Source organism: Bradyrhizobium manausense, assembly GCF_018129685.1.
In the GTDB taxonomy this organism is placed as follows: Bacteria; Pseudomonadota; Alphaproteobacteria; order Rhizobiales; family Xanthobacteraceae; genus Bradyrhizobium; species Bradyrhizobium manausense_D.
In genome coordinates, this window is record NZ_JAFCLG010000001.1 from 559,808 (window position 1) to 584,675 (window position 24,868).

At 64.6% G+C, this 24,868-nt stretch carries 19 protein-coding genes and 1 tRNA gene; 5 read left to right on the forward strand and 15 right to left on the reverse strand.

Features of this window, described 5'->3' with window-relative positions:
* The first annotated feature begins 14 nt into the window (after window positions 1-14).
* Entirely contained in the window at window positions 15-1,049 is a 1,035-nt protein-coding gene (locus JQ621_RS02715; RefSeq protein ID WP_212232867.1) for a cysteine synthase A, read from the forward strand.
* Window positions 1,050-1,095: 46 nt separating this feature from the next.
* Here the strand turns inward: JQ621_RS02715 and JQ621_RS02720 are convergent, their stop codons facing one another.
* From JQ621_RS02720 to JQ621_RS02745, 6 genes are all read right to left on the reverse strand, one after another.
* Window positions 1,096-1,632: a DUF805 domain-containing protein gene (locus JQ621_RS02720; protein WP_212232868.1), complete on the reverse strand. Its 537-nt coding sequence runs from the start codon at window positions 1,630-1,632 to the stop codon at window positions 1,096-1,098.
* 110 nt (window positions 1,633-1,742) lie between these two features.
* Window positions 1,743-3,986, reverse strand: coding sequence for an O-linked N-acetylglucosamine transferase, SPINDLY family protein (locus tag JQ621_RS02725; RefSeq protein WP_212232869.1), 2,244 nt, complete (start codon window positions 3,984-3,986; stop codon window positions 1,743-1,745).
* Between the two features lie 92 nt (window positions 3,987-4,078).
* Entirely contained in the window at window positions 4,079-4,819 is a 741-nt protein-coding gene (locus JQ621_RS02730) for an amino acid ABC transporter ATP-binding protein (RefSeq protein WP_249124610.1), read from the reverse strand.
* 11 nt (window positions 4,820-4,830) lie between these two features.
* A complete protein-coding gene (locus tag JQ621_RS02735; RefSeq protein WP_212232870.1) occupies window positions 4,831-6,414 on the reverse strand; it encodes an amino acid ABC transporter permease in 1,584 nt (527 codons plus the stop codon).
* On the reverse strand, window positions 6,411-7,616 hold the full coding sequence (locus JQ621_RS02740; RefSeq protein WP_212232871.1) for an amino acid ABC transporter permease: 1,206 nt from the start codon (window positions 7,614-7,616) through the stop codon (window positions 6,411-6,413). The genes JQ621_RS02735 and JQ621_RS02740 overlap by 4 nt, the downstream gene beginning before the upstream one ends.
* 24 nt (window positions 7,617-7,640) lie before the next feature.
* The gene (locus tag JQ621_RS02745) at window positions 7,641-8,657 is read right to left on the reverse strand and encodes an amino acid ABC transporter substrate-binding protein (RefSeq protein WP_212232872.1); all 1,017 of its coding nucleotides are present in this window, start codon (window positions 8,655-8,657) and stop codon (window positions 7,641-7,643) included.
* 383 nt (window positions 8,658-9,040) lie between these two features.
* On the opposite strand from JQ621_RS02745, the gene metC reads away from it, so the two are divergent.
* On the forward strand, window positions 9,041-10,225 hold the full coding sequence (metC, locus tag JQ621_RS02750; protein ID WP_212232873.1) for a cystathionine beta-lyase: 1,185 nt from the start codon (window positions 9,041-9,043) through the stop codon (window positions 10,223-10,225).
* 126 nt (window positions 10,226-10,351) lie between these two features.
* Here metC and JQ621_RS02755 read toward each other — a convergent pair whose 3' ends face one another.
* From JQ621_RS02755 to JQ621_RS02780, 6 genes are all read right to left on the reverse strand, one after another.
* Window positions 10,352-10,690: a lipid-A-disaccharide synthase N-terminal domain-containing protein gene (locus JQ621_RS02755; RefSeq protein WP_212232874.1), complete on the reverse strand. Its 339-nt coding sequence runs from the start codon at window positions 10,688-10,690 to the stop codon at window positions 10,352-10,354.
* Complete coding sequence (locus tag JQ621_RS02760) at window positions 10,687-11,421, reverse strand: glycosyltransferase family 2 protein (protein WP_212232875.1); 735 nt, start codon at window positions 11,419-11,421, stop codon at window positions 10,687-10,689. The genes JQ621_RS02755 and JQ621_RS02760 overlap by 4 nt, the downstream gene beginning before the upstream one ends.
* A gap of 67 nt (window positions 11,422-11,488) precedes the next feature.
* Window positions 11,489-12,322 carry a phosphatase PAP2 family protein gene (locus JQ621_RS02765; RefSeq protein WP_212232876.1) on the reverse strand — a complete coding sequence of 278 codons (834 nt, stop codon included), beginning with the start codon at window positions 12,320-12,322 and terminating at the stop codon, window positions 11,489-11,491.
* A 1-nt stretch (window position 12,323) separates the two neighbouring features.
* Window positions 12,324-14,066 carry an ArnT family glycosyltransferase gene (locus JQ621_RS02770; RefSeq protein ID WP_212232877.1) on the reverse strand — a complete coding sequence of 581 codons (1,743 nt, stop codon included), beginning with the start codon at window positions 14,064-14,066 and terminating at the stop codon, window positions 12,324-12,326.
* Between the two features lie 50 nt (window positions 14,067-14,116).
* Window positions 14,117-16,303, reverse strand: coding sequence for a penicillin-binding protein 1C (gene pbpC / locus JQ621_RS02775; RefSeq protein WP_249124612.1), 2,187 nt, complete (start codon window positions 16,301-16,303; stop codon window positions 14,117-14,119).
* 8 nt (window positions 16,304-16,311) lie between these two features.
* Entirely contained in the window at window positions 16,312-21,516 is a 5,205-nt protein-coding gene (locus tag JQ621_RS02780; RefSeq protein WP_212232878.1) for an alpha-2-macroglobulin family protein, read from the reverse strand.
* Between the two features lie 404 nt (window positions 21,517-21,920).
* Between JQ621_RS02780 and JQ621_RS02785 the strand changes: the two genes are divergently transcribed.
* From JQ621_RS02785 to JQ621_RS02795, 3 genes are all read left to right on the forward strand, one after another.
* Window positions 21,921-21,997 (forward strand) — tRNA-Arg (locus JQ621_RS02785).
* Window positions 21,998-22,170: 173 nt separating this feature from the next.
* Window positions 22,171-22,407 carry a hypothetical protein gene (locus JQ621_RS02790; protein ID WP_212232879.1) on the forward strand — a complete coding sequence of 79 codons (237 nt, stop codon included), beginning with the start codon at window positions 22,171-22,173 and terminating at the stop codon, window positions 22,405-22,407.
* A 735-nt stretch (window positions 22,408-23,142) separates the two neighbouring features.
* Window positions 23,143-23,304 (forward strand): hypothetical protein, encoded by a 162-nt coding sequence (locus JQ621_RS02795; protein ID WP_212232880.1) that lies wholly within the window; start codon window positions 23,143-23,145, stop codon window positions 23,302-23,304.
* Window positions 23,305-23,325: 21 nt separating this feature from the next.
* Here JQ621_RS02795 and JQ621_RS02800 read toward each other — a convergent pair whose 3' ends face one another.
* The 3 genes from JQ621_RS02800 to JQ621_RS02810 form a co-directional block, all read right to left on the reverse strand.
* Window positions 23,326-23,556 (reverse strand): hypothetical protein, encoded by a 231-nt coding sequence (locus tag JQ621_RS02800; protein ID WP_212232881.1) that lies wholly within the window; start codon window positions 23,554-23,556, stop codon window positions 23,326-23,328.
* Window positions 23,557-23,634: 78 nt separating this feature from the next.
* Window positions 23,635-24,414, reverse strand: coding sequence for a hypothetical protein (locus JQ621_RS02805; RefSeq protein WP_212232882.1), 780 nt, complete (start codon window positions 24,412-24,414; stop codon window positions 23,635-23,637).
* A gap of 173 nt (window positions 24,415-24,587) precedes the next feature.
* Window positions 24,588-24,824: a DUF2273 domain-containing protein gene (locus tag JQ621_RS02810; protein ID WP_212232883.1), complete on the reverse strand. Its 237-nt coding sequence runs from the start codon at window positions 24,822-24,824 to the stop codon at window positions 24,588-24,590.
* Between the last annotated feature and the right edge of the window lie 44 nt (window positions 24,825-24,868).

Below are 24,868 nucleotides of genomic sequence, written 5' to 3' on the forward strand. Positions count from 1 at the left end.
GGTAATTGCCTGACATGACCACCAATAACGACGTTGTCGAAGCCATCGGCAACACTCCGCTCATCAAGCTCAAGCGCGCCTCCGAACTGACCGGCTGCACCATCCTCGGCAAGGCCGAGTTCATGAATCCCGGCCAGTCGGTCAAGGACCGCGCCGGCAAATGGATGATCCAGGAGGCCGAAAAGCGCGGCGAGCTGAAGCCGGGCGGCCTCGTGGTGGAAGCGACCGCCGGCAACACCGGCATTGGGCTGGCGGTGGTCGCAAGCGCGCGCGGCTACCGCACGCTGATCGTGATCCCGGAGACGCAGAGCCAGGAGAAGAAGGATTTTCTGAAGCTGTGCGGCGCGCAGCTGCTGGAATCGCCGGCCCTGCCCTATTCCAATCCGAACAACTACCAGCATGTCGGCCGCCGCCTTGCCGACGAGCTCCGCAAGACCGAGCCGAACGGCGTGCTGTTCGCCGACCAGTGGAACAATCTCGACAATGCCAAGGCGCATTACGACTCGACCGGTCCCGAGATCTGGACGCAGACCGGTGGCAAGGTCGACGGCTTCGTCTGCTCCGTCGGCAGCGGCGGCACGCTCGCCGGCACCAGCCGCTTTCTGAAAGAGAAGAACAAGGACATCCGGATTGCCTGCGCCGATCCGCACGGGGCCGGCATGTTCGAATACTTCCGGACCGGCACCGCCAAGGCGAGCCCCGGTGACTCCATCACCGAAGGCATCGGGCTCGGCCGCGCAACCGCGATCGTCGAGAGCGCCAAGGTCGACGACGCCTATCTCATTCCCGATGCCGAAGCCGTCACGGTGATCTACGAGCTGTTGCAGCACGAAGGCCTGTGCCTGGGCGGCTCCAGCGGCATCAACATTGTCGGCGCGATGCGGCTTGCCAGGCAGCTTGGCCCCGGCAAGACCATCGTCACCATTCTCTGCGATTCCGGCAGCCGCTATCAGTCAAAGCTGTTCAACGCCGACTTCATGCGCGCCAAGAACCTGCCAGTGCCGGAATGGCTGGAGAAGCGCAGCAACATCAAGCTGCCTTTCGTCTAACTCCATGCGCTCAACCCCAAAATCAGCTCCAAGGTGAGCTCCAGCATCAACTCCAGGTCGGACGCGCCGAGCCTTGCGACGCGCGCGCAAGGCGCTGGTCGGACATCGACGGCTTGCTGACCGCGCGCGCGGGCGGCTCGAAGGGGTTGGTGTAGACAGCCTCGCTCTCGGCGCTCGGCCAGAAGGTGAGCGCCAGCAGCAGTGCGAGATTGACCAGCCCGCCGACCATCGTGCCCTGATGCTCCTGGCCGACGGCCCAAGCCGGAAACCGGCCGGCCGCCACGTGATCGACGATCATCAGCGCGATCCAGGCGGGGATCACGCAAACCGGATCCCAGCCGATGTCGCGGATGCGCATCGATTGCAGCATGAAAGTCGCAAGGGCGAAGAAGACCATCGCCCCGATGATCGCCCAATTCCGGGTGAGTTCTTCGGGTCGGACCAGGCTCGGCGACGTCGTGCGCAGCATGGCCATGGCGATCGCAAAGCAGATCGCGGTCATCACGATCGCCAGCGCGACCGAGGCCAGGAAGAAATGCAGGCGCCCAAGGCGCGCATTAAGTCCGAACACGAAACCGAGCATTTGACACCCCCTTTTGGCGCCTTATGCGCAGAAAGAACTTTCGGACGCGTGAAGCGCCGGGGTGCCGCCGTCGGCATCGTTTTTGGCCGGTAACGGAATTGATTAAGATTTTAGGGTTTGACGTCCTCGCCGGACCGCGAAGCCGACGTACAATAGTCGCGCCAGAACTGGCGATAGCCCGCCTCCACCCTCGCCGTATAGATTTCGACGTTACCGGCCGGCGAGGCTGCGATCCCTGCTGGCAATTCCGCGCGCAGCTTCGCCAGATGATCCGGCTGCGCCGCAAATTTGCAGGCGATTTCAGCATAGCCGGCGTCGTCCTCGGCGACCCAATCATTGAGGCCAACGGCCGCCACGATCGAGGCGCCGGCGCGCGACGAGGACGCGTTTCCGAGCCTGGCGACGACGGGAACGCCGGCGTAGAGGGATTCCCAGGTGCTGATGCCGCCATTCTGCGGGAACGGATCGAGCGAAATGTCGACCTCGGCAAAAGCCTTGAGATGCTCGTGGCGCGGGGTCATGCCGAGGCAGGTGATGCTCCCTTCGGCAATCCCGTGCGCCACAAATCGCGCGAGGAGCCGCTCGCGCACCAGGGGATCGTCGAGCAGCGTGTGCTTCAGGATGATTCTCGATCCCGTCACCTCGCGCATCAGTTTCGACCACACGCGGATCGCGTCGTCCGAGATCTTGTTGATGCGGTTGAACACGCCGAAGGTCACGTGACCTTTGCGGAGCATCGGAAGCTCTGTCGGTGGCACGTCCAGGATCGGATCCAGCGTGTTCAGGCACGGCAGGTCATAGACCTTTTCGGCCAGCAAATGCCGCGCCGATTGCGGAATGAAAACGGGATCCGCGAACACGTAGTCCATGGTCTGAAGGCCCGTACCGGACGCGTGTCCGAAGGCCGTGACCTGGATGGGGGCCGGCTTGCGAGCAAACACAGGAAGCCGGTTGCCGGTCGTATGCCCGGATACGTCGATCAGGATATCGACCTTGTCGGCCTGAATGCGATCGGCGAGTTGGTCGTCCGAAAGCTGCCAGGCATCGACCCAGGTGTCGGCCAGCTGCTTGAATTGGGCAGTCACCTCGTCCTGCGTCGACGAGCACGCATAGCAGACGATCTCGAATTTGGTGCGATCATGATGGCGCAGGATCGGCAGCAGCGCGAACGCTGCCGAGTGGTACCAGAACTCGGCGGAGACATAGCCGATCACAATCCGGCGGTCTGGATCGAGCGACCTTGGTGCAAGCGTCCGTTGCGGCAATCTGGTGCCGATCGCGTCCCACCAATGCTTCCGCGCGGCCTGCTGGACCGCGAAATCGGCATCGGCGAGAAAGTCCAGAAAGAATATCTTTCGTCCAATCAATCCTGCATCCGGCGTGATGGCCACCGACGCGTCCAGAAGCTCGATAGCGGACGCGATCTCGCCCTGGTTCGCAAAACAGGCACTCAGCAACGCGAGCCCAATCGCGGAGCGCGGATTTTCCTCGAGCAAAGTCGTGCAGGCCAACATGGCCTGCGCCGTATTGCCCATGTCGAGCGAGACCTGCGCCTTGCCCTGCAGGGCCACTTCGAGCCTGGGGGACAGCGCAAGCGCTGCGTCAAAGTCCGCCGCCGCCTGGTCGAGCCGTGACTGTTCCAGATTGAGACGTCCGCGGTTCGCCAGGATCTTCGCCGAGCCCGGCCTCAGCGCGAGCGCCGTTTCCAGCGCGCCCTTCGCCTCGTCGTAGTTCTTCAGCTCGATATTGACCAAACCCTTGCCGACGAGCGCCTCGACGTGCCGCGGCTGGAACAGCAGGGCGCGCTCGAAACTCTGTCTGGCGCGCTCGAACCGTTGCACGGCCAGCTCGGCGAGGCCGCGATTGCACAGCGCATCGACATAATCGGGCTTCAGCTTGATCGCGCGATCGTAGACGTCGATGGCCTGCTCGACACAGTTCAGGTGCAGCAGGGCATTGCCGAGATTGGCCAGAGCCAGCGGAAAACTCGGCCTCAGCGCGATGGCCTTCTCCAGACAGGCGCGCGCGTCCTCATATTGCCCAAGTGCAAAATGCGTCGCTCCCAGGTCGGAAAACGCCTGTGCCGACCGCGGGTCGACGGTGACGGCTTTTTTGAAGGCCTGTTTCGCGGCCTCGAACTGCTGACCGGCGAGCGCGCACGATCCAAGCAGGTGCAGCGCGCTGAAATGCTCCGGGAGCTCATTCAGGATCTGGCGACACAGCGCCTCGGCTTCTGCATACCGGCCGTGGCCATAGGCCGTGTTCGCGGCGGCGATGATCGCCTCCGCCTGCTTCTTGAATTTCTTCTGCAATCGCGCGTTCTGGAACGCGCGCGCACCGGCGCTGCTCTGCAAGGTCGCTCTCCGAAGGAATGGCCGGCGGAGAGTCTAACTGATTCGGCTGGTCCGGCTGCCGCTCGGCGGCGCCTCCGGGATATCCCGGGAGATCAGCGCAGGATCTGGCTCAGGAACAGTTTGGTGCGGGCGTGCTGGGGCGCGGCGAAGAATTCATTCGGCGTATTGGCCTCGATGATCTGGCCGGCGTCCATGAACACGACGCGGTTGGCGACCTCGCGGGCAAAGCCCATTTCGTGGGTGACGACCAGCATGGTCATGCCCTCCTCCGCGAGGTCAACCATGGTGTCGAGCACCTCCTTGACCATCTCCGGATCGAGCGCCGAGGTCGGCTCGTCGAACAGCATCACCTTCGGGTTCATGGTCAAGGCCCGTGCGATGGCGACGCGCTGTTGCTGGCCGCCGGACATTTGACCTGGGAACTTGTTGGCCTGGTGCGGGATCTTGACCCGCTCCAGGAATTTCATCGCGGCCGCCTCGGCGTCCTTTTTGGGGATGTTGCGCACCCAGATCGGCGCCAGCGTGCAATTGTCCAGCACGGTCAGATGCGGAAACAGATTGAAGCTCTGGAACACCATGCCGACTTCACGGCGCACCGCGTCGACATGCTTGAGGTTTGGACCGAGCTCGATGCCGTCAACGACGATCTCGCCCTCCTGGAACTCCTCGAGCGCATTGATGCAGCGGATCAAGGTCGACTTGCCCGAGCCCGAGGGGCCGCAGATCACGATGCGCTCACCCTTGCTGACGTCGAGGTCGATGTCGCGCAGCACGTGGAAGTCTCCGTACCATTTGTTGAGGCCGGAAATCTTGACGATGGGCTCAGCGGACATGGCGAACTCGATCAGTTGCGGCGGTGGGCGTTGAGGCGGTGCTCGACGAAGAGCGAGTAGCGCGACATTCCAAAGCAGAAAATGAAATAGATGATGCCTGTGAAGGCAAAGCCGGTGAAGGCCGTCGACGGCGTGGTCCAGACCGGGTCGGCGAAGGCGGCCCGCAGCGAACCGAGAAGGTCGAACAATGCGACGATCGACACCAGCGAAGTGTCCTTGAACAGCGAGATGAAGCTGTTGACGATGGCGGGAATGACGTGGCGCAGCGCCTGAGGCAGTACGATCAGCGAGGTCGTCTTCCACCAGGACAGGCCGAGCGCCGATGCCGCCTCTTCCTGCCCGCGCGGGATCGCCGCCAGCCCGCCGCGCAGATTCTCGGCCTGGTAGGCGCCTGTGAACAGGGAAACGCCGATCAGCGCACGTACCAGGCCGTCGACGGTGAAGTTGCCCGGCAGGAACAAGGGCAGCATGTAGGTCGCGAAGAAAAGCACCGTGATCAGGGGGACCCCGCGCCAGAACTCGATATAGGTGATCGAGAATATCCGGATCAGGGGAATGGTCGATCGCCGGCCCAGCGCAAGCGCGATGCCGATCGGGAACGATGCCACGATGCCGGTGATTGCGATCACCAGGGTGACCAGCAGGCCCCCCCACAACCTTGTATCGACGATCGGCAGGCCGCCATGGTCGAGATCCATCAGTCTGATCACGGCAGCAACGCCGGCGAACGTGGCCAGGCTGACGATCAGCGGCCGCCGCCCTGTCCGGAATCCTCCACCGATGACGAAGAGGATGAGCGAGACGATCACGGTCGTAATGACAAAATCGATCCAGAACGGCCGCACGTCCTGCAGCCAGGTCACGCGAAGAGCTTGCGCGAGAAACTCTGCCTCCGGCCAGCTCCGCGACAACTGGCCGTAGACGCCGTCGCGCAGCAACACGAACGGCAAGGCCAACCAGTGGATTAGCGCGCCGACCAGCACGATGAGCTTGCCGGCGACCCAGAGCAAAGGCGCAACCGCCGACGTCTTGCTGAGCGTGAGCAGTGCCGCTCCGGCGCCCGTGACGCTCTCATCGAACAGCTGCAGCATGCCGGCTACCCAGCTGACGCCGAAGCCGCCGATACCGCCGCCATGCAGCAGGAAGAATGCGACTGCGGGAAATGCGAAGAAGAACAGTCCGGCATTCAAGCTCTTGGCCGGCAGCCGCGGAATGAGTAGCGGCAAGAGCAGCACCGCGCCGAGCGCGAAGGTCGCGTTGACCCGCCAGCGCTCGGTCTCGGGATAGAAGCCGTAGAAGAGCTGCGTGGACTTGGCCTGGACAAAGGGCCAGCAGGCGCCGACCGGACGGCCGGCATTCTCAGCGAGGCAGGCCGTGCGATCCTTGCCGCTCCAGACTGCATCCACCAGCAGGAACTTGACGGCTGGAATGACGGTGTACCAGACCAGCAACAGGCCGAGGATCGTCAGCAGGATATTGGTGGGCGAGTTCAACAGGCGCGTGCGGACGAAGCCGACTAAGCCGGAGGTCTTCACGGGCGCCGGCCGCTCGGCCACCAGATCCTGCCGGACAAAGGACGCGGCAATATCGCTCATGCACCCATGCTCCGGCTGATACGCCAGCCATAAACGCTCATCACGGCGCTGGTTGCGAGCGAGATCAGGAGATAAACGCCCATCGTCGTGGCGATGATCTCGATCGCCTGCCCGGTCTGGCTCAGCGACGTGCCGGCCCATACCGACACCAGGTCGGGATAGCCGATCGCCACCGCAAGCGACGAGTTCTTGGTCAGGTTGAGATATTGGTTGGTGAGCGGCGGCACGATCACCCGCATGGCCTGTGGAACCACGATCAGGCGCAACGTCGTGCCTCGGCTCAAACCCAGCGATGAACCAGCCTCCATCTGTCCTTTATGAACCGACAGGATTCCGGCACGGACGATCTCGGCGATGAAGGCGGCCGTGTAGGTCGACAAGCCAACCGTCAAGGCGACGAGTTCCGGAATGACCCGCGCACCGCCGGCGAAGTTGAAGCCCTTGAGCTGCGGCACCTCGAACGTCACGGGCGGACCGAGCACGAGCATCGTGACGAGCGGCAGTCCGACGACCAATGCCAGCACGTACGGCCAAATGCGGATGACCCGGCCCTGGTCAAACAACGCCCGCCTCGCGTAGCTGCGTAACCCCAGCGAGATGCAGATGCCAGCGATCAGCACCGCCAGGAATGGACCGAGGCCGGGCTGGCCCAGCGGTGACGGTATGATCACGCCCCGATTGTTCAGGAAGAACGCGCCGAAGACCGAAACGCTTTGCCGCGGCGCCGGCAGTGCCGCAAGCACGGCGAGATACCAGAACAGGATCTGAAACAGCAGCGGCAGGTTACGGATAGCCTCGACATAGAGACCGCCGACGCGCGAAACCAGCCAGTTGGGCGACAAACGGCAGAGTGCGACGACGAAGCCGATCAGCGTGGCAAAGAAGATGCCGACCACCGAAACCAACAGCGTGTTCAGGATGCCGACCAGAAAGACACGAAAGTAGGTGTCGGACCCGGAATAGGAGATCAGGGTTTGATTGACGTCGAAGCTCGCGCTGTTGTGCAAAAAGCCGAAACCCGCTGCGATGTGCTGGGTTTCGAGGTTGGTGCTGGCGTTCGATATGATCTCATAGGCGATCCAGGCGAGGATCACGCCAAAGACGAGCTGGACGGCGACGCCGTTCCAGCCCGCCTTGCCGCCAAGGGCGCGCCTCAGCTTCAGCGCGACCTGAGTGGGTGGTTTCCGGGCCTCGACGCCCATCCTCACAGCCTGTGCGGTTGCCGATCAGCGGATCGGCGGTGCGTATTGCAGGCCGCCCTTGGTCCAGAGGGCGTTGATGCCGCGAGCGATCTTGAGCGGCGAGCCCGCGCCGACGTTGCGATCGAACGACTCGCCATAGTTGCCGACCGCCTTGACGATCCGGATCACCCAATCCTTGGTCACGCCGAGTTGTTCGCCGAGATTGCCGTCGGAGCCGAGGACGCGCTTCAGCTCCGGATTATCCATCTTGGCTTTCTCGTCGACGTTCTTCGAGGTGATGCCGAGCTCTTCGGCGGTGACCATCGCAAAAAGCGTCCATTTCACGAGGTCGAACCATTGATCGTCGCCGTGGCGCACCATCGGGCCGAGCGGCTCCTTCGAAATGATCTCAGGCAGCACAACGTGATCGGCGGGATTGGTGAGTTTCAGGCGACTGGCGTAGAGACCGGACGAATCGTCGGTGAAAACGTCGCAGCGTCCCGACTCGTAGGCCTTGACCGCCTCGTCGATCGTGCCGAACGCAATCACCTCATACTTCATGTTGTTGGCTTTGAAGTAGTCGGCGAGATTCAGCTCGGTGGTCGTGCCGGTCTGGACGCAAACCGAGGCACTGTTGAGTTCCAGGGCGGAATTCACCTTGAGCGACTTCTTCACCATGAAGCCCTGCCCGTCATAGTAAGTGACGCCGGCGAAGTTGGCGCCAAGCGAGGTGTCGCGCGAGATGGTCCAGGTGGTGTTGCGCGAGAGTACGTCGATCTCACCGGACTGAAGCGCCGTGAAGCGGTCCTTGGCCGACAGCGGTACGAACTTCACCTTGGTCGGATCGTTGAACACGGCGGCGGCAATCGCACGGCAGACATCGACGTCGAGGCCGGTCCAGTTGCCCTTGTCGTCGGGCGATGAGAAGCCCGGCAGGCCCTGGCTGACGCCGCAGGACAACATGCCCCGGTCCTTGACGGTCTTGAGCGTTTGCGCGTCGGCAGCTTGGGCAGAGATGCCGGCGGCGAGAGCAAGAGAGAGAGCCAGGGTTACGCGTTTCATGGGCTTGGAGCCTTTCAAAGTCATCTCAAGGTCGGGAACGGAATCTCTGCAGGGATCTCCTTGAAGGATCTCCTTGCAAGAGTCATGCTGGAAACCTTGCCGAACACTCGCCCATCCCAAGGAGGCCATACCCCAATCCCCGCCGCAGGCGCCCGCCCTCATGGCTTTGGCACAAGGTCCGGTCGGACGATGGATCGAAGGTCGCGGCAGGCCCCTCAACATGCGGCGACTGAATAGCACCTGGGCATCACAGAACGACTGGCGAGCCGGGTCAAGGGGTTGACGGGACTCTTCTGTGTTCTGTTATTAACGTTCGCGGCCTCCCGGCCGGCCCGACGGCGCCGACCCGCGCTGGACGGAAACGCTTTTTTGAAAGCAGGCGCATGGATTCCTCGCACCCCGCACAGCAGCAAGCCGAAACCCGGCTGGTCACCTCCGGCCGCGACACCAAGGCACAGAAGGGGTTCGTCAATCCGCCGGTGTTCCACGGCTCGACCGTGCTCTATCCGACCGCCGAGGATTTGCACGCCCATCGCGGCGAGTTCACCTATGGCCGCCACGGCACCCCGACCACGCGGGCGTTCCAGGACACGCTGATGGCGCTGGAGGGGCCGCAATGCGCCGGCGTCGGCATCGTGCCCTCGGGCCTGTCGGCGATCTCGACCACCCTGCTCTCGGTGCTGAAGACGGGTGACCATGTGCTGGTCGTTGACAACATCTATCGGCCGTCCCGCAATTTCTGCAACGGCATGCTCGCCCGCTACGGCGTCGAGACCACATATTTCGATCCGCTGATCGGCGCCGGTGTCGAAAAGCTGTTCAAGCCCAACACGCGCGCGGTGCTGGTCGAAGCGCCGGGCTCACAGTCGTTCGAAATGCCTGATATTCGCGCCATCGCCGATGTCGCCCATGCCCGCGACGCGCTCGTCATCGACGACAACACCTGGGCAACGCCGCTGTATCATCGCTCGCTCGAACAGGGCGTCGACATCAGCATGCAGGCCGCCACCAAATATATCGGCGGCCATTCCGACATCATGTTTGGCACGATCTCGGCCAACGCCAAGGCGTGGCCGCAAGTCTCCGAAGGCATCCGCCTGCTGGGCGTCTGCGCCGGCCCCGATGACGTTTTCCTCGCGCTGCGCGGCCTGCGCACACTGTCGGTACGGCTCGCGCAGCATCACCGTTCGGGTCTGGACATGGCGCGCTGGCTCGCGGCGCGGCCCGAAGTCGCGCGCGTTCTGCATCCGGGGCTCGAGACCGATCCTGGCCATGCGATCTGGAAACGCGACTTCACCGGCGCCTCCGGATTGTTCAGCATCGTGCTGAAGCCCGCGCCGCAATCGGCCGTCAATGCCATGCTCAACACGCTCAAGCTGTTCGGCATGGGCTTCTCATGGGGCGGCTTCGAGAGCCTTGCGATTCCCTTCGACTGCGACGCCTATCGCACAGCCACGAAGTGGGCGCCGGGCGGCCCGACGCTGCGACTCCATATCGGCCTCGAGAGCGTCGACGATCTCAAGGCCGATCTCGAGCGCGGCTTCGCTGCCCTCAAAGCGGCCATGTGAGCCGACCGAAGCGGCACCAGGCCTGACATTCAACAGACCTGACATTCAATAGGCCTGGCATTCAACAGACCTGGCGTTCAACAGTTCTGGCATTCAACAGTTCTGGCGTTGCGTCAGCGCCAGGGATCAGCGGTCCAGCGTCTTCGACGCGGTGCCGCGATTCTTCCAGATCAGCATGATGTTGCGCAGATAGATGATGGTCGCGAACAGCTGCCCGAGGATAATGATGGGCTCGCGCTTCACGACGCCATAAACAAGCGTCATCAAGCCGCCGCCCATCGAACAGAACCAGAACGCCATCGGCACCACGCTGTTGCCGGCGCGCTCGCTCGCGATCCACTGCACCAGGAAGCGCGCGGTGAAGAACAGCTGCGCGACGAGGCCGAAGGCGAGCCAGAAATCGAACTTGGCGACGAAGACGTCGTAGAAATAATTGCTGAACGCCTGGCCGTATTGGATGATCATGCGCTCACCTCGGTCACTTCCGGCGTCGGCTTCTTGCGGCGGATCAACCACCATACGCCGGCGAGATCCATGATCCCGATCCACAGCCGGTCGAAGAAACCATAGTTCGAGACGCCGGAATGGCGCGGCCGATCGATCACGTCGACATAGGCGATGTCGAAACCTTCGCGGCGCATCAGCGCCGGCAGGAAGCGATGCAGCCCGTCGAAATAGGGCATCATCAGGAACACCTCGCGCCGGAAGGCCTTGAGCCCGCAGCCGGTGTCACGCGTGCCGTCCTGCAGGATGGCGTTGCGGACCTTGTTGGCCACCCGCGACTGGAATTTCTTGAAGCCGGTGTCCTTGCGCCCGACGCGCTGTCCCGCGGCAAGCCCGACATTGCCGCCCTTCTCGACCGCCGCGATCAGGTCCGGCAGGAAGACGGGGTTGTTCTGGCCGTCGCCGTCGAGCGTCGCCACGATCGCGCCGCGAGCGGCCCGCACGCCGCTCCGAACCGCGGCCGACTGGCCGCCGGATTTTGCGTGACGAAGCTGCCGCAGATTGTCCCGCTGCTTCATGATGGAGGCGAGCCGCTCGCCGGTCGCATCCGTCGAGCCGTCGTTGACATAGATGATCTCATAGGCCCAGCGGCCATCGAGCGCGGCCGTGATCTCCGCGATCAGGGGCGCAATGTTGTCGGCTTCGTTGCGTACGGGGACGACGATGGAAACCGAAGGCTGGGACGACGACAAATCGAAGCTCGTGGTTGGATTGGCCTGCGACCTCAAGGGAACCCTTGGCCCCGGGAAGCAGCCGCTTTTATGGGGCGGATGAGCCGCGGGCAACCCTTTTGAGGCCGCCGGGAAGCGGCACGATGGTGCCGTCGGCGCGGATGGCAAATGCGAGCCTGCGCGCCGCAAACCAGTAGCGCACGGTCATGGCGCCGACCATCCCGACCAGGGCGCCGGCCGCGACGTCACTCGGGTGGTGCGCGAGCAGCACCAGCCGCGTCAGGATGATCACGATCGCGTAGATGAACATGAACACGCGCAGGCGCGGCCAGAGCGCAGAGACCGCAAAGGCAAGAGCGAAGGCCGTGACCGCATGTGCAGACGGCAGACTGAAATAGGCTTCCGTGCCCTGGAACGGGACGAAGTTGAACGGATTGGCCTTGCCGCCGACGAACGGCCGGCCGCGGCCGATGATGAACTTCAAGATCTCGGCGACGAGTACCGACAGCGCAACAGATAGCAACACATATTCCAGCCTGGTGCCGAACCCGAGCAGCAGCGCCCGGCGCGTGCCGTGGAGACCAGCCGCAATGAGGGCGACGACCACCAGCGCGATGGCCAGCACGACGAGGACATACTCGTCCTTGCCGAGATCGGTGACGATGCGGATCGGCCATAGCCAGGCGGTGCCACGGGCCGGCATCAGCTCGATCTCGGTCAGGTCGAAGGCCAGCATGAGAGCGATGATCGCCGCGGCACCGCCTGCGGCAAGCCACAGCGAATGCCGCGCCAGCTTTCGCGCAGCTGCGGCACGGCGCGAATGCGAGGGAGCGCGCACGAGCTGTGCCAGGGCTGTCCCCGCGACGGCAAACAGCTGTGCTGGGTAGCTCGCACGCGGGGCGATGGCAGGCGTCGCGGACATCCTATTCGGTGCCTTCGGAGCGGAAGATCGAGATCGAGATCGCGCGTCCCTGCGAGAAATTATAACCGTCGATGCGCGCGCCGACCTTGTAGCGCAGCCCGATCGCCTCGGCACGCTGCACGAAGCTACGCTCCGAGCGCTGCTCGACCAGCGCGAACCGGCAGCTTCCCTGCCCGAGGAAATCGGCAGCTCCCGATCCGTCTGTCAGTAGCGTCTGGGTGCCCGTCAGGAAGACAAGGCTGGGCTCCGCGTAGCCGGCCGAGGCCGCCCTGGGCCCGACGCAGGTCACATTGCGCAGCGCGTGCGCGATCTCGATGCTCGGAAACAGCGGCGTCAACGACGGCAGCACGATGCCATAGACCACCACCGCCAGCATCAGCGCTGCGACCAACGCGTTGAGCACCGAGCGCTCGGCGCGGTTGGCGTCGAACAGCCACCAGGCGAACAGGCCGAAGATCAGCGAAGCCGCGATGAAGGGCCAGGCGACGAAAGCCGGTTGCCGCGTCAGCATGACTGCGCCGACAACGGCAATGATCGAGGTGGCAGCAGGAATCGCGAACCACCAGGCCGAGCCGCGCGCCAGCCAGGAGCGCGACAGCACGCGCCGTTCCAGCGCACCGACAGTGAGGATCGCGATCGCAGGATAGAGCGGCAGCACGTAGTGCGGCAGCTTGGTCAGCACCGCCTCGAACACGATCCAGGACGGAATCAGCCAAGCCAGCAGGAATTGCGCGCCCGGCTCGCGCCGCGCCTGCCAAACCGCCGGTGTTGCCATCGCCGCAAGCGGCGCTCCGGGCCAGAAGGTGATCCAGAACAGCGCCAGGTACAGGCCGGGCGGCGCGCCGTGGGATTCCTGGGCGCCGATCTTGCTCAGCATGTCGCCGCCGACGGAGTCGGCGAAGAAGGCATCGCCCGCGCGCCAGAAGATCGCGATGAACCAGGGCAGCACCAGCACCAGCATCCACATCAGGCCCCAGACCGGGCGCAGCTTCCACAGCCAGGAGGCATCGCGGTCCTGGATCGCCAGTGCGATGATGGTCAGGCCTGCGAACATCAGGATCAGCGGCCCCTTGATCAGGATGCCCAGAGCAAGCGCGGTCCAGAAGATCGCGGGCCAGCTCCAGGGCGGATGGGTTTCGTCCTCGGCGCGCTGCCATGACAGATAGGCCCGCGCCATCGCGCCCATCGCGGCGACCACCGAGAACAGCAGCATGGCGTCAGTCTTGGCCAGACGCGCTTCGACGCCAAGCAGCACGGAGGCAGACATCAGGAGCGCAGCAAGCACCGCTGCGCGCCGCGTCACGAAGCCGAGCGCGGTCCAGTAGGTCATGAGCACTGCGCCGATCGCACCGATCAGCGAGGGAAGGCGATAGACCCAGATCCGGAGCTCGGCCTTCGGCAGCTTCAGCACTGTTGCGGCTTGAACCGCCGCGGATTGCAACCAGTAGATGCCGACCGGCTTCTTGTAGCGCACGTCCTCCTGGAAGCGGATATCGACATAGTCGCCGCTCTCGACCATCTGCTTGGTGGCCTGCGCAAAGCGCGCCTCGTCCCGATCGACCGGCGGAATGGTGAAGAAGCCAGGCAGGAACAGCAGCAGCGCGCAGAGCACCAGGAAGCCCACGGCGCGGGCATGGCTGGCTGTGAAAAAGTCGAGCATCAGCACGAGCCGGCTGCCCGGATTCACGGGCGTTTTCGGCTCTCGGGGCGCTCCAAATCGGGGAGTCGGATAGGTCTCGGCCATTGGTTCCGCTTACGCTGAAACCGCCATCCCCACAACCGCTTAAGCCAAGGTCACTGAATTCGAATGACAACTGTGTCCGCGGCGCCAGTCGCGTCAATCACGGTCAATCTTGCGAAGCCCGGGCCGGGCGGATCGATCAGGCGCTGACGCCGTCCGTCGATCTCACCGAGCGCCGTACCGTTGACCATGACGGTCATCGGCAACACCCCGCCGGCGACCTTCACCGGCATGGCGGCGGCTTCGGTGCCGCCTGAGCGATCGACGTCGATCCTGCTACCGTTAAGCGGGAACTGGATGTGAAGCGCCTGCTCGCTCCCGGTGCGGACCAGTTCCCCGACAGGGCGGAACCGCTTCAGCGGTAACGGCAATTTCGCGTTGCTCGCCACCAGGGTTCCCTTCGGCGGCTTCGGCAGCGGCGTCAAGGTCTTGCCGGACCGAGCGAAAGCATCGAACAGAATGGGCGCGGCCGCGACGCGGCCGATCAGGCCGGGAACCGGCGCGCCGTCGGGCCGGCCGACCCAGACGCCGATGGTCATGCGGCCGTCGAACCCGACCGACCAGGCATCGCGATAACCGTAGGAGGTGCCGGTCTTAAAGGCGATGCGGTTGTGCGCCGCGTTCTCCGGCGGGGGAGTCCCCAGAAGCACATTGCCGACCTGCCACGCCGCGACCGGGTCCAGCAGCCGCAGCGGTTCGCGATCGTCCTTGGCGGCCATGATCTCGCGCAGTGGCCTGGTGGTGCCGAGCCTGGCGAAGCCTGCATAGAGCTGCGCAAGGTCCTGAAGTGTCACACCGACCCCACCAAGGCCCATCGCGAGCCCCGGTGCCTCGTCCTTGGGCAGGACGAGATTGCCGCCGGCCTGCCGAAGTCGCGAGGCCAGCCGGCTCGCGCCGACGCGGTCGAGCAGCACGATCGCCGGCACGTTCAGTGACATCTGCAGCGCCTTCTTCACCGGCACCGTGCCCTGGAACGTCATGTCGAAGTTCTCAGGTGCGTAGGAGCCGAAGCGCACCGGGCGGTCGTCGATCAGGCTGTCGGGGTGAACAAAGCCATCCTCGAAAGCGAGGCCATAGATGAATGGCTTGAGGGTCGAGCCCGGCGAACGGATGGCGCGGGTCATGTCGACCTGCCCTGCCCGGCTGTCGTCGAAATAATCCGCAGAGCCGACGCGCGCGAGCACGTCGCCGCTCTCGTTGTCGACGACGATGATGCCGACCGAAATGTTCGGCCCCAGCGCAATGGCGCGGTCATGCGCCAAAGGCTCCAGCACCTTCTGCAGGTTCGAATCCAGCGTTAGCTTGATAACAGGCGCGTCCTTGACCGTTGCCAGCGCGCTGTCGGACGCATGCGGGGCCAGGATCGGCATCGGCTTGCGCAGTGTCGGCACCGGCACGGCCTTGGCCTGCTTCGCGTCATCGAGGCTAACCACATGCTCTTCGACCATGCGGTCGAGCACGCGATTGCGGGCGATACGCGCCGCGTCCGGATAGCGGTCGAGCCGGCGCGTCTCCGGCGATTGCGGCAGCGCGACCAGCAATGCGGCCTCAGCCAGCGACAGCCGCTTCGGCTCCTTGCCGAGATAGGCGATCGAAGCCGCGCGGATGCCTTCCAGATTGCCGCCATAAGGTGCGAGCGCGAGGTAAAGGTTGAGGATCTCGTCCTTGCTCAGCGCCCGCTCGAGCTCGATTGCGCGCACGATCTGGTGCAGCTTTGCGTAGAGCGAACGCTGCCGCCGCGGCTCCATGAGCCGCGCGAGCTGCATCGAGATGGTCGAGCCTCCGGACACAATGCGACCGCGCGTCGAAAGCTGCAACGCGGCGCGTCCCAGCGCCAACGGATCGATGCCGTCATGGGCAAAGAAGCGCTGGTCCTCATAGGCGAAGAGCAGCTTCAGGTAAGTTGGATCGACGTTGGCTTTGGTTTCGACCGGCAGGCGCCAGCGGCCGTCAGCCATCGCATAGGCGCGCAGCAGCTTGCCGTTGCGGTCGACGATTGTGGTCGAGACGCGGCGCGCTTCGTCGAGCGGTAGCGGTCCGAGAGAGTAGACCCAGCCGACGAAGCCGATGGTGGCGAGGATGAAGGCGAGCGCAAGGGCGGAGAGGATTCGATGGCCGTGCCTTACCGCGCGGCCGTCGTTCCGGTCTGGTCTGAAGGACCAGACCCGGAACCTCGAGATTCCGGGTTCGGCTCTTCGAGCCGCCCCGGAATGACGGGAGCTATTATCGCCGTCGCTCATCTCACCACTCACTTCGCCGCCCGCACCTCGACAGTTCCCGTGCCGGTGCGGCCGTAGCGCGAGGGATTGTACATGTCCTCGACATAGGCCTGCGGCAGCACGTATTTGCCGGGCGAGACCACGCGCACGACATAGGCCACCGTGAAGACCGCCTTGGAATCCGAGGCGCGGTCAACGGCTGCCGTGAAGCGGTCGTCGCGGAACTCGGTATCCTCGGGCTCCTCGCCGTCCTCGATCCAGTCCAGCGTGCCGCTGTCGCCCGACGACACCAGCTTCGGATTGTCGATCTCCAGGCCTGCCGGCAGATAGTCGGACACCATGATGTGGCCGTACTCGGGCCTGGCTTCCGTAATCTTCAACACCACGGCGAAGCGATCATTCTGCTTGACCTTGCTGATATCGGCGGGCTTTCCGTCGAGGGTGAAATAGCTTCGCTCGATCTTGAAGCCGTTGGACGCCGCCGGCTCGGGCGTGACGGGCGAGCCCGACACCGAGATCACCGCCTGCACCGGGGCATCGCCGGTGTTGGTGATCTTCAGCGGCTTGCCGCTCAACGCGTCCGCCTTGTAGCTGCGGTAAAGGGCGGTCTTGACCGGCTGGCCGTCGACCTCGATCGACAGGTTCTCCTTGGCAAGCGCCCGCGCCGCCAGCACCAGCCACGCATTCTCCTGTGTGGAGGTGTAGGGCGTAAGCCCGCGCGCGGTCTCGACCCGCGCCACGGCTTGCGTCAGCGTCGTCTTCGGCGCGTTGCCTTCGCTGGCGAGCGAGACAAGCGCCGCCGCATCGCGCAGCTGCGAGCCGTAATCGGTGCGGCCGAACTCCAGCACCGGCTTCGGCGCGAGGCTGTCGAGCGCTGCGCCGTAGACACGCTCGGCGCGGTTGCGGTCGCCGACCAGAGCGAGCGCCGCCGCAAGCTGAGACTTGGCAATCGGCGTCGCCAGATTGTTCAGCTTGGTGTCGGCGAGATAGCGAAGGTCGCCGATGGGAGCGGCGCCGTTGCGGGCGAGCACGTAGAGACCATAGGCGAGATCGCGGCCGCCATCCTTCTCCGGCTCGTTGCCGTTGACGACGGAGTTGCGGATACGATCGAGCGCGTTCTTGAACAGGACGTCAGGCACCACAAAGCCCTTTTCGCGGGCGCGGGTGAGGAAATCAGTGACATAGGCATCGAGCCAGGCATCGTCGCCGCCGGCCGACCACAGGCCGAACGAGCCGTTCGAGCCCTGGCGAGCCAGAAGCCGCTCGATGGCGTCGCGGATGCGCTGATCGACCTCGGTGTCCATGGCAAGATGAGCCCCGGCCGCGAGGTCGTTGACATAGAGCAGCGGCATGGCCCGGCTCGTGATCTGCTCCGAGCAGCCGTAGGGATAGCGATCCAGCGCTTTGAGGATCGTCGCCGCGTCGAGCGCGGTGGACAGGCTTGCCGAAACCGAGACGCTGCCGGTGCCCGGCACGAGGTCGGAGAACATGTCCGAGGTCAGCGTCAGGCTTTCGCCCTTCGCCAGGGTGCGGATGGAGCGCCGCGCCAGGACTTGCGTTGCCGCCTTGACGTCGAGTGCGTAGTGGCGCACCAGCGTCAGCCCGTTCGGCCCCTTGATGTCGACGTCGAACGTCGCCGGCCCGGCCGCGGTCGCATCGACCGCCAGTGCGAACGAGTTGCGCTGCTTGGCGGCGAGCTTGACCGTTGTGGCGGGATTGCCTGACATCTTCACCGGCCCGCCGGTCTTGACGTTGATGACGTAGTCGCCGGCCTGGCCCTCGACGTTGTCGATCTCGAGATTGACTGTGCCGTGGTCGCCGTTGAGCAGGAAGCGCGGCAGCGTCGTGGTCAGGACGACAGGGTCGCGGATCACGACGTCGGTGTTGGCGCGGCCGAGCTTGGTCGCGGTCCACGCCACCGCCATGACGCGCGCGGTGCCGGCGAACTCCGGAATGTCGAAGCTCACTTCGGCCGTGCCGTCAGCGCCGACGGTGACGATTCCCGAATAGAGCGCCAGCGGCTTCTGCGCGGGCGGCGAGCCCTGCAGCTCGGCAGCGCCTGCGTCACCGCCGGACTTGATCTGGCCGCGCGTGCCCGACATGCCGTCGATCAGCTGCCCATAGAGATCGCGGATCTCCGCGCTCAGCTGGCGCTGGCCGAGATAGTAATCGTCCGGCGCTGGCGGCTTGTAGTTGGTGAGATTGAGAATGCCGACGTCAACCGCAGCGATGACGACCTTGGCGTCCTCGCCGGGGTTGAGCCCGTCGAGCTTGACCGGGATCTTCAGCATCGCATTCGGCCGGATCAGATCCGGCGGCGACAGCTTCACCTGCAGGGTGCGGGCCTGCTTGTCGATCCCGAACCACTTCAAGCCGATCGCGCGGCCCGGCATGCGCTGCGCCGCCGCATCGAGCGGACGACGGAGCGTCGCCACCACATAGGCACCGGTGCCCCAATCCTTGCCGACCGGGATCTTGACCTGCGCGGTACCTTCCTTGACGTCGACGGTCTGCGTCGTCAGCAGACGGTCGCCGACCACGTTGACTGTCAGCTTGCCGGCGCTGCGGACGTTGATCGACACCGTCATGGTATCGCCCGAGGCATATTGCGGCTTGTCGATCGAGGTTTCCAGGAGGTCCGGCGTGTCGGCGCTCCCGTCCGAGTACCAGCCGACATCGAACTGCACCGAGGTCACCGGGCCGTCGGCATCGTTCGACTTCACGTCCAGCCGATAACGGCCGGGCTTGGGCGCGAGCGAAATCCGCGACGGCTTGTCGGCGGCGATCGTGACATCACCATCGGTGACGCGCGAGGTCGACTTGACCGGCTCGTATTCCCAGTAATTGTTCTGGCGATACCACTGGTAGCGCGACTCCATCTTCAGGAGCTCGTAGCGCAGTCCGTCCCGTGGAAGCGTCTGTCCCTCGGGCGAGACGAACACGACGTCGAACTCGGCCTTGTCGCCCTCTGCAACGTTCTTGTCGCCGAACAGCGGCTTGACGCCGATCAGGGCGGTCGCTGGCGCGACCGGCAGCACCAGCTTGCGCTCGACGGCACGGCCGCCGGTCTCGACCATGCGGACGAAAATCTGCGCCTCCTGCGGACGCGTCGAAGCCGGCTGTTTGTCCAGCGTGACCGGGAAGGTCGCAACACCGTTGGCGTCGGCCTCCGGCAAGTTCTCCAGCGGCGTGCGCTCGTTCGAGGTGGTCTGCTCGTCATCGACGCCGAACTGGTAGCCGGCAAAGCCTGGCCGCCCGCCAGCCGGCGCGATCAGCACGTCACCTTCCAGGCTGAGCCCCGAGGCCGGCGCGCCGTAGAGGAAATGGCCGGCAGCCTTAAGTTCCACAGGAGCGTTAGCTTTGATCAGCTTGTCCTTGGTAGACAAGTCGAATTCGATCCGATCGGGGACGTAATCTTCCACCATGAAGGTGGTCTCGCCGACCGACGAGCCCTTCGGATCGGTGAAGGCGCGCACCCTCCAGGTCCCGGTCGGCACGGCCGAGTTGAGCGGCACCGACAGCGTGCGGCCGCCGGCGCCCTGGTCGGCGAGCACAGCGCGGCGGAATTCAACGCCGTCGGGGCGCTCGATCACCAGCGTCATCGGTCCGCCGGTGACGGCATTGCCCTGACCATCGCGCAGCAGCGCGGTGAGATAGACGGTCTCGTTGGAGCGGTAGACGCCGCGCTCGGCGTAGACGAAGGCGTCGGCGCCCGCAGGCACGGCGCGACCCGCGACGCCGCGGTCGGACAGGTCGAAGGCCGAGGTCTTGAGGCTGAGGAAGGCATAATCGGCCTTCTCGCCCGTGACCGTCAGCATCGCCGGCGACAGGCCGCCCTCGCCGCGCGCAAGCCCCGCCTCGAACAGCACGTGGCCGGAATCGTCGGTCTTGCGCGTCGCCAGAATCTCGTTGTTGCGGGCAACCAGCCGCACCTCGGCTTTGCCGACCGGATCGGTCGAGGCCAGCGAATTGACGAAGACATGGATGCCGTCATTGCCGGAATAGGCCGATACGCCGAGGTCGGAGACGATGAACCATTGGGTGGCGAGCTGATAATCATCGTCGCTGCCCGGGCCCTTGGCGGCCGCCGTCATCACATAGACGCCGGGCTGGAGCTCGCCGAGCGCCTGGTCGACGGGGAATGCCGTGATGACGTCCTGGTTCAGGGTCATCGCGGTCGCGAGTTCGCCGGACCAGACTTTCACGCCCCGCTCGTCGCCGAGATCGGTGAGCTGATATTTCGACAGCGTCTTCTGGAAGTCGCTGTCGACCACCGTGTTGATCAGATTGCGGTCGCCGATCCTGTAAACGTTGATGTTCACCGCGGGCGTGTTGACGCTGACCACGGGAATGCCGCGCTGGCCGGTCCGCGGCAGCACATAGGCGCGGCTGGTGAAGCGCACGAAGGGCTTGCGGTCGCGCACATAGACGTTGAACTCGGCCGATTTCGGCAGGCCCTCCTTCACGGTCGACGGCAGGCCGGCGCGCAGGTTGATGTTGTAGCGCTCGCCATGCTTCAGCCCGTCGACGCAGAGCTGCTTGCCCTCGGCCGAAAGTGCCGGCTTGTCCTGACCCGCCAGCGCCAGGAACGGTGCGAAATCGGTGCGCTTGGCGAGCTCTTCGGAGAACTGGAAGCAGGCGCGCGGGCTCGCCGAATCCGAGTCCACGGTGTAGTCGAGCAGCCGGAAGCCGTGCTCGTCGCGCAGCTTCTCGTAGGTGCCGCGGACATCGGCGACCTCGCGCATGTCGAGCGACAGCCGCAGCGCATCCAGCGCCGGCCGCCACAGCTTGCGTTCGGCAAGCGATTTGCCGAGCACGGCGAGCGCGTCCGCCTCCTCGCCCTGATTGCCGGCGCGCTGGTAGGCGATGTAGGCGGCGGTCGAGGCGCGCTCCAGCAGGAAGGTCTGCTCGCTCGAGCTCTTCGGCGTGATCTGGAAGATGACTTTGGCAAGCCGCAGCCAATTGCCGGCGTCCTCGGGCGCGGTCGCGGCGATCTGGCCGAGGATCGAGAGCCCGGTGCGGACATCATTGCGCTTGAAGGCGGCATCGGCGTCGGCGCGCAGGCTCGCGCCGGGCTTGGCGACCGGTCCCGCCTCGCTCTTGATCTGTGCCTCGAGCTTGATGGCGGAATCGGCGAGATCGTCACGCCTGAACGCCTTGTCGGCCGCCTGCGCGGCGCATAGGCCAAATGCCAGCGTGGCGCAGAGAGCGACGGCGCGAACCAGACCAATCATGAAAGGACTCCCGGAAATCGCGGACGAGCGCCGCGGCGGCGATAATGTGTGCGGAAAGGTGACGGACTCATGGCGGTGGAACCAAAAGTGCAAAACGTCGCAATCGCCATGGCAAGCCACGCCCAGAGGAGACCGATCGAGATATCGCCGCGCACGCCGTCCTGTGGCGCAGCCCATACCTGATACGTCGACCGGCGACCGTGTCCCGGAAGCTGGCCAGCGTTGCCGGCGACGTTGTCCGTCGTCCAGTCCGCTGCCGCTCAACCCGGCACCCTGACACTCCGCCGTTCCGGTTTGTCGCCGCACTGAGGAAAACGGTTCGGTTCAGGCTTGGCGAAAGACCAGATTTTTCATATTGCCATGATATATGACAAGCCGTCCCCCCACACCGGGGCGGCCAAGACGGTCCCGTAGCTCAACTGGATAGAGCATCAGATTTCTACTCTGAGGGTTGCAGGTTCGATTCCTGCCGGGATCGCCAATCCTCGATCTTGTCGGCTCGCGTCGGCGTTCATGATGAACGCGTCACGCGTCCTCCCATCGCAAATCTGTCGTCTTTCACGAACGCGTGGGTCGCCTTGCCGCAGCCTTTGACCGCGGCGGGCGCTCCCCATGTATCCGCGGCGCGCGAATTGCGCTCAAAAGAGACATCCGATGCCACCTGCCGAACTGACGAGAATGGGGATCGCCTTTGCGGTGGCGATCGCTTCGATGTCCTATCTTGCAATTGACGCGGGCGTCGTGAACCTCAGTTCCGGCGCGATCGCAAAGCGCATCGAAGTGGCACAAGGGTCCATGGCGGACGCTGCCATGAGCCAGCATCAACTCGCCTCCACGGTTCAGGTATGGGCGCGCCGAGGCCATCAGAAGCAATCTTTGGCGATCGAGTGATCATGGCGCGGGCATCCGCCACAAGGGCACCCGACTCTGGGCTGGCTGCGTCTGGTTACTATAAGGAAGATGCACCACACCGTCGCGTGTGTGCAGATTCAACGCCTCAACGTCTTTGGCTTATCTCACTGTTCGACAAGTGTGGCTGCGCCCGAGAGCTGCAGCTGGCGGCTGACTGCGATCAGTCTTTGCGCTCGTCGTCGCGACGATCGCGCGCGAGCTGATACCAGGCCAGGGCCAGCTCGATGAGGCGTTGCCGGTCGGGGCCTTCGGTCGCCGCGGCGCGCTTCATTGCCGCTTCGGCCTCGTGCTGGGGATCGTACTTCGTACACATGCGGCCAAGTCTAACCGGCCGATCTCGACAAGGGCGTGGCAATTTCGTCCGTATGATTGCGGAGGACGAAAGTCGCAATGCCCGCGCATTTCAGCACGATGTTACCGCGGAGAATTTTGGCATGAGCGAAAGCTGCGCGAGCTCGCATCTTCGCGGCGATCTTGCGTCAGACGCGCAGCGATCGGCGTGACAAGCCTGTCCCGCTCGCCTTCGTCTTTTCCGCAATTCGAGGCCCTGATCTTGGCCGCCTGGCCGCCCACTGCCCTGGGCACCGCGCGCGAAACGGTGAAGCCGCCTCTCCGCCGGTCCGATCTGTGAATTGGGTCACAGCCGAATTCCAGCGTATTCGCTACAACCTCAGGCGCGACGCAAGATCGCAACACGCATGGGCTGTTCTCGTCATGACACACAAGGCCGAAGGCGCAGCACAGTCGGACGTATCACCCCGCAAGGCGGATGTGGTTGGCCTCGCCCTTCTCTCCACCATCATCCTGGCCATGACGGCCTGGATCGGCGGCCTGGTCTGGGCCTTGATGGCCTTCCTGAACTGGCTTGTGTCCTAGCGTGCTGCCCGGTCGCCGCCGCTAAAACAGGTAGTGCACCAGTTGCACTGCCTTGACCCCTCCGCAAACGATCATAGCCCACAGCGCCAAGCTGATCTGGATCGCATCCAGCATGTGTTTCTGTCCCCTGCGACTCACCTGTTCGTTTTTTCTTTGAACAATGCGTGGTGCGACAAAGAGCGCCAGAGAAATCTTGAGGCAGTTGTTGTGCGTCGCCGCAAGAACGTCGCTGCATCGGGCGCCGCTGATCACGACACATCCCAAGGCGCAAATGCAAATGAGGCGGGCACCGGGCCCCGCCTCATTGATATTGGGTTGCGCGTCGGTGGTTCAGTAGCAGGCGCGCGGATCGGCCTGCACATACTGGCCGTTTGGATAGCGGTAGTAGCAATTGCCCTGGGCGAGGTAGTAGCCGGGACGCGCGGCAGCCGTGGCGCCGGCGATGGCGCCGGTCGCACCGCCGATGACGGCACCTGCGGCCGCACCTGTGGCATTGCCGGAAAGCAGGCCACCGAGCACACCGCCGACGATGGCCCCGCCAAGCGCGCTTGCGCCGGGATCTGCGGGGGGCGGTGGAGGCGGCGGTTCATAGGCAACCGGCGGGCCCGGCGGCGCATAGGCCACCGGCACGTCGTCCACATAGTCCTCGGAGATATAGGCGGGTGGGCCGTCCATCCTCTGCGGATAATAGTACCAGACGCCGCCGACATCCCACCACCAGCCCGGACGGCCATTGTGGACTTCGTGACGCCAGCGTCCGCCGTCCCAGGCAAGATTGCCGCGATAGGGGTGTCCGCCCCAGTCGCGCGCGGGCGCCGGACCGCGCGCCATATAGCGGCCGGGGGGCGGACCGCCGGCACCGTGCGGACTTGGACCCGGCCCTGGAGCCATACGGGCCTGACCGCCCGGTGGGGGTGCGGAATGCCCCGCCTGTGGAGGCGGACCCTTGCGCACGTTCTGATTGGGTGGAGGCGTGTTACCGGCACCCTGTCCCGGCGGCTGGGCGGCGCCCTTCGGCGCACCTGCGTCCTGCGCCTGCGCCGACAATGCCAGCAGCGACAGGGCCGAGACCATTGGAACGATGAATTTCATGCGGTTCGACGCACTCATTGGTGCCCACCCCTCGACTTTCAGAAAATTGCGATGCTCCAGGCGCGATCCAGGATTCGGATTGCGCCCGGCTGATGCCGGCCGCCATAACTGACCTCCCGACGCCGGCGATGTCCCGTTACAAATGGTTAAGATCACGGCAAATTTTCGCCCGGTCGGGCGATGGGACGGGTTCAGCGCGCCGGCTCAATCACGTCGCAATTGCGTCGCCCCGACATCAGGCAATCCTGCATCTTGCTGGCGGCGGTCAGGTCCCGGGCGAGCCACAGGCCGACGGCGAGAAGCAAGGCGGCAATGATCAGCCCGGCGATCGCGCCGCGACGGCTGTCGCCGGATTGCGGCTTGGGCGAAGCTTTGGGCTTCTCGGCGGGATCAGGCTTGGATTGAGGGTCTGATTCAGGCTGGGACATGGAGACTTTGTCGCTCGGCCGAGGCCCTTTATCACCTCCGCGAC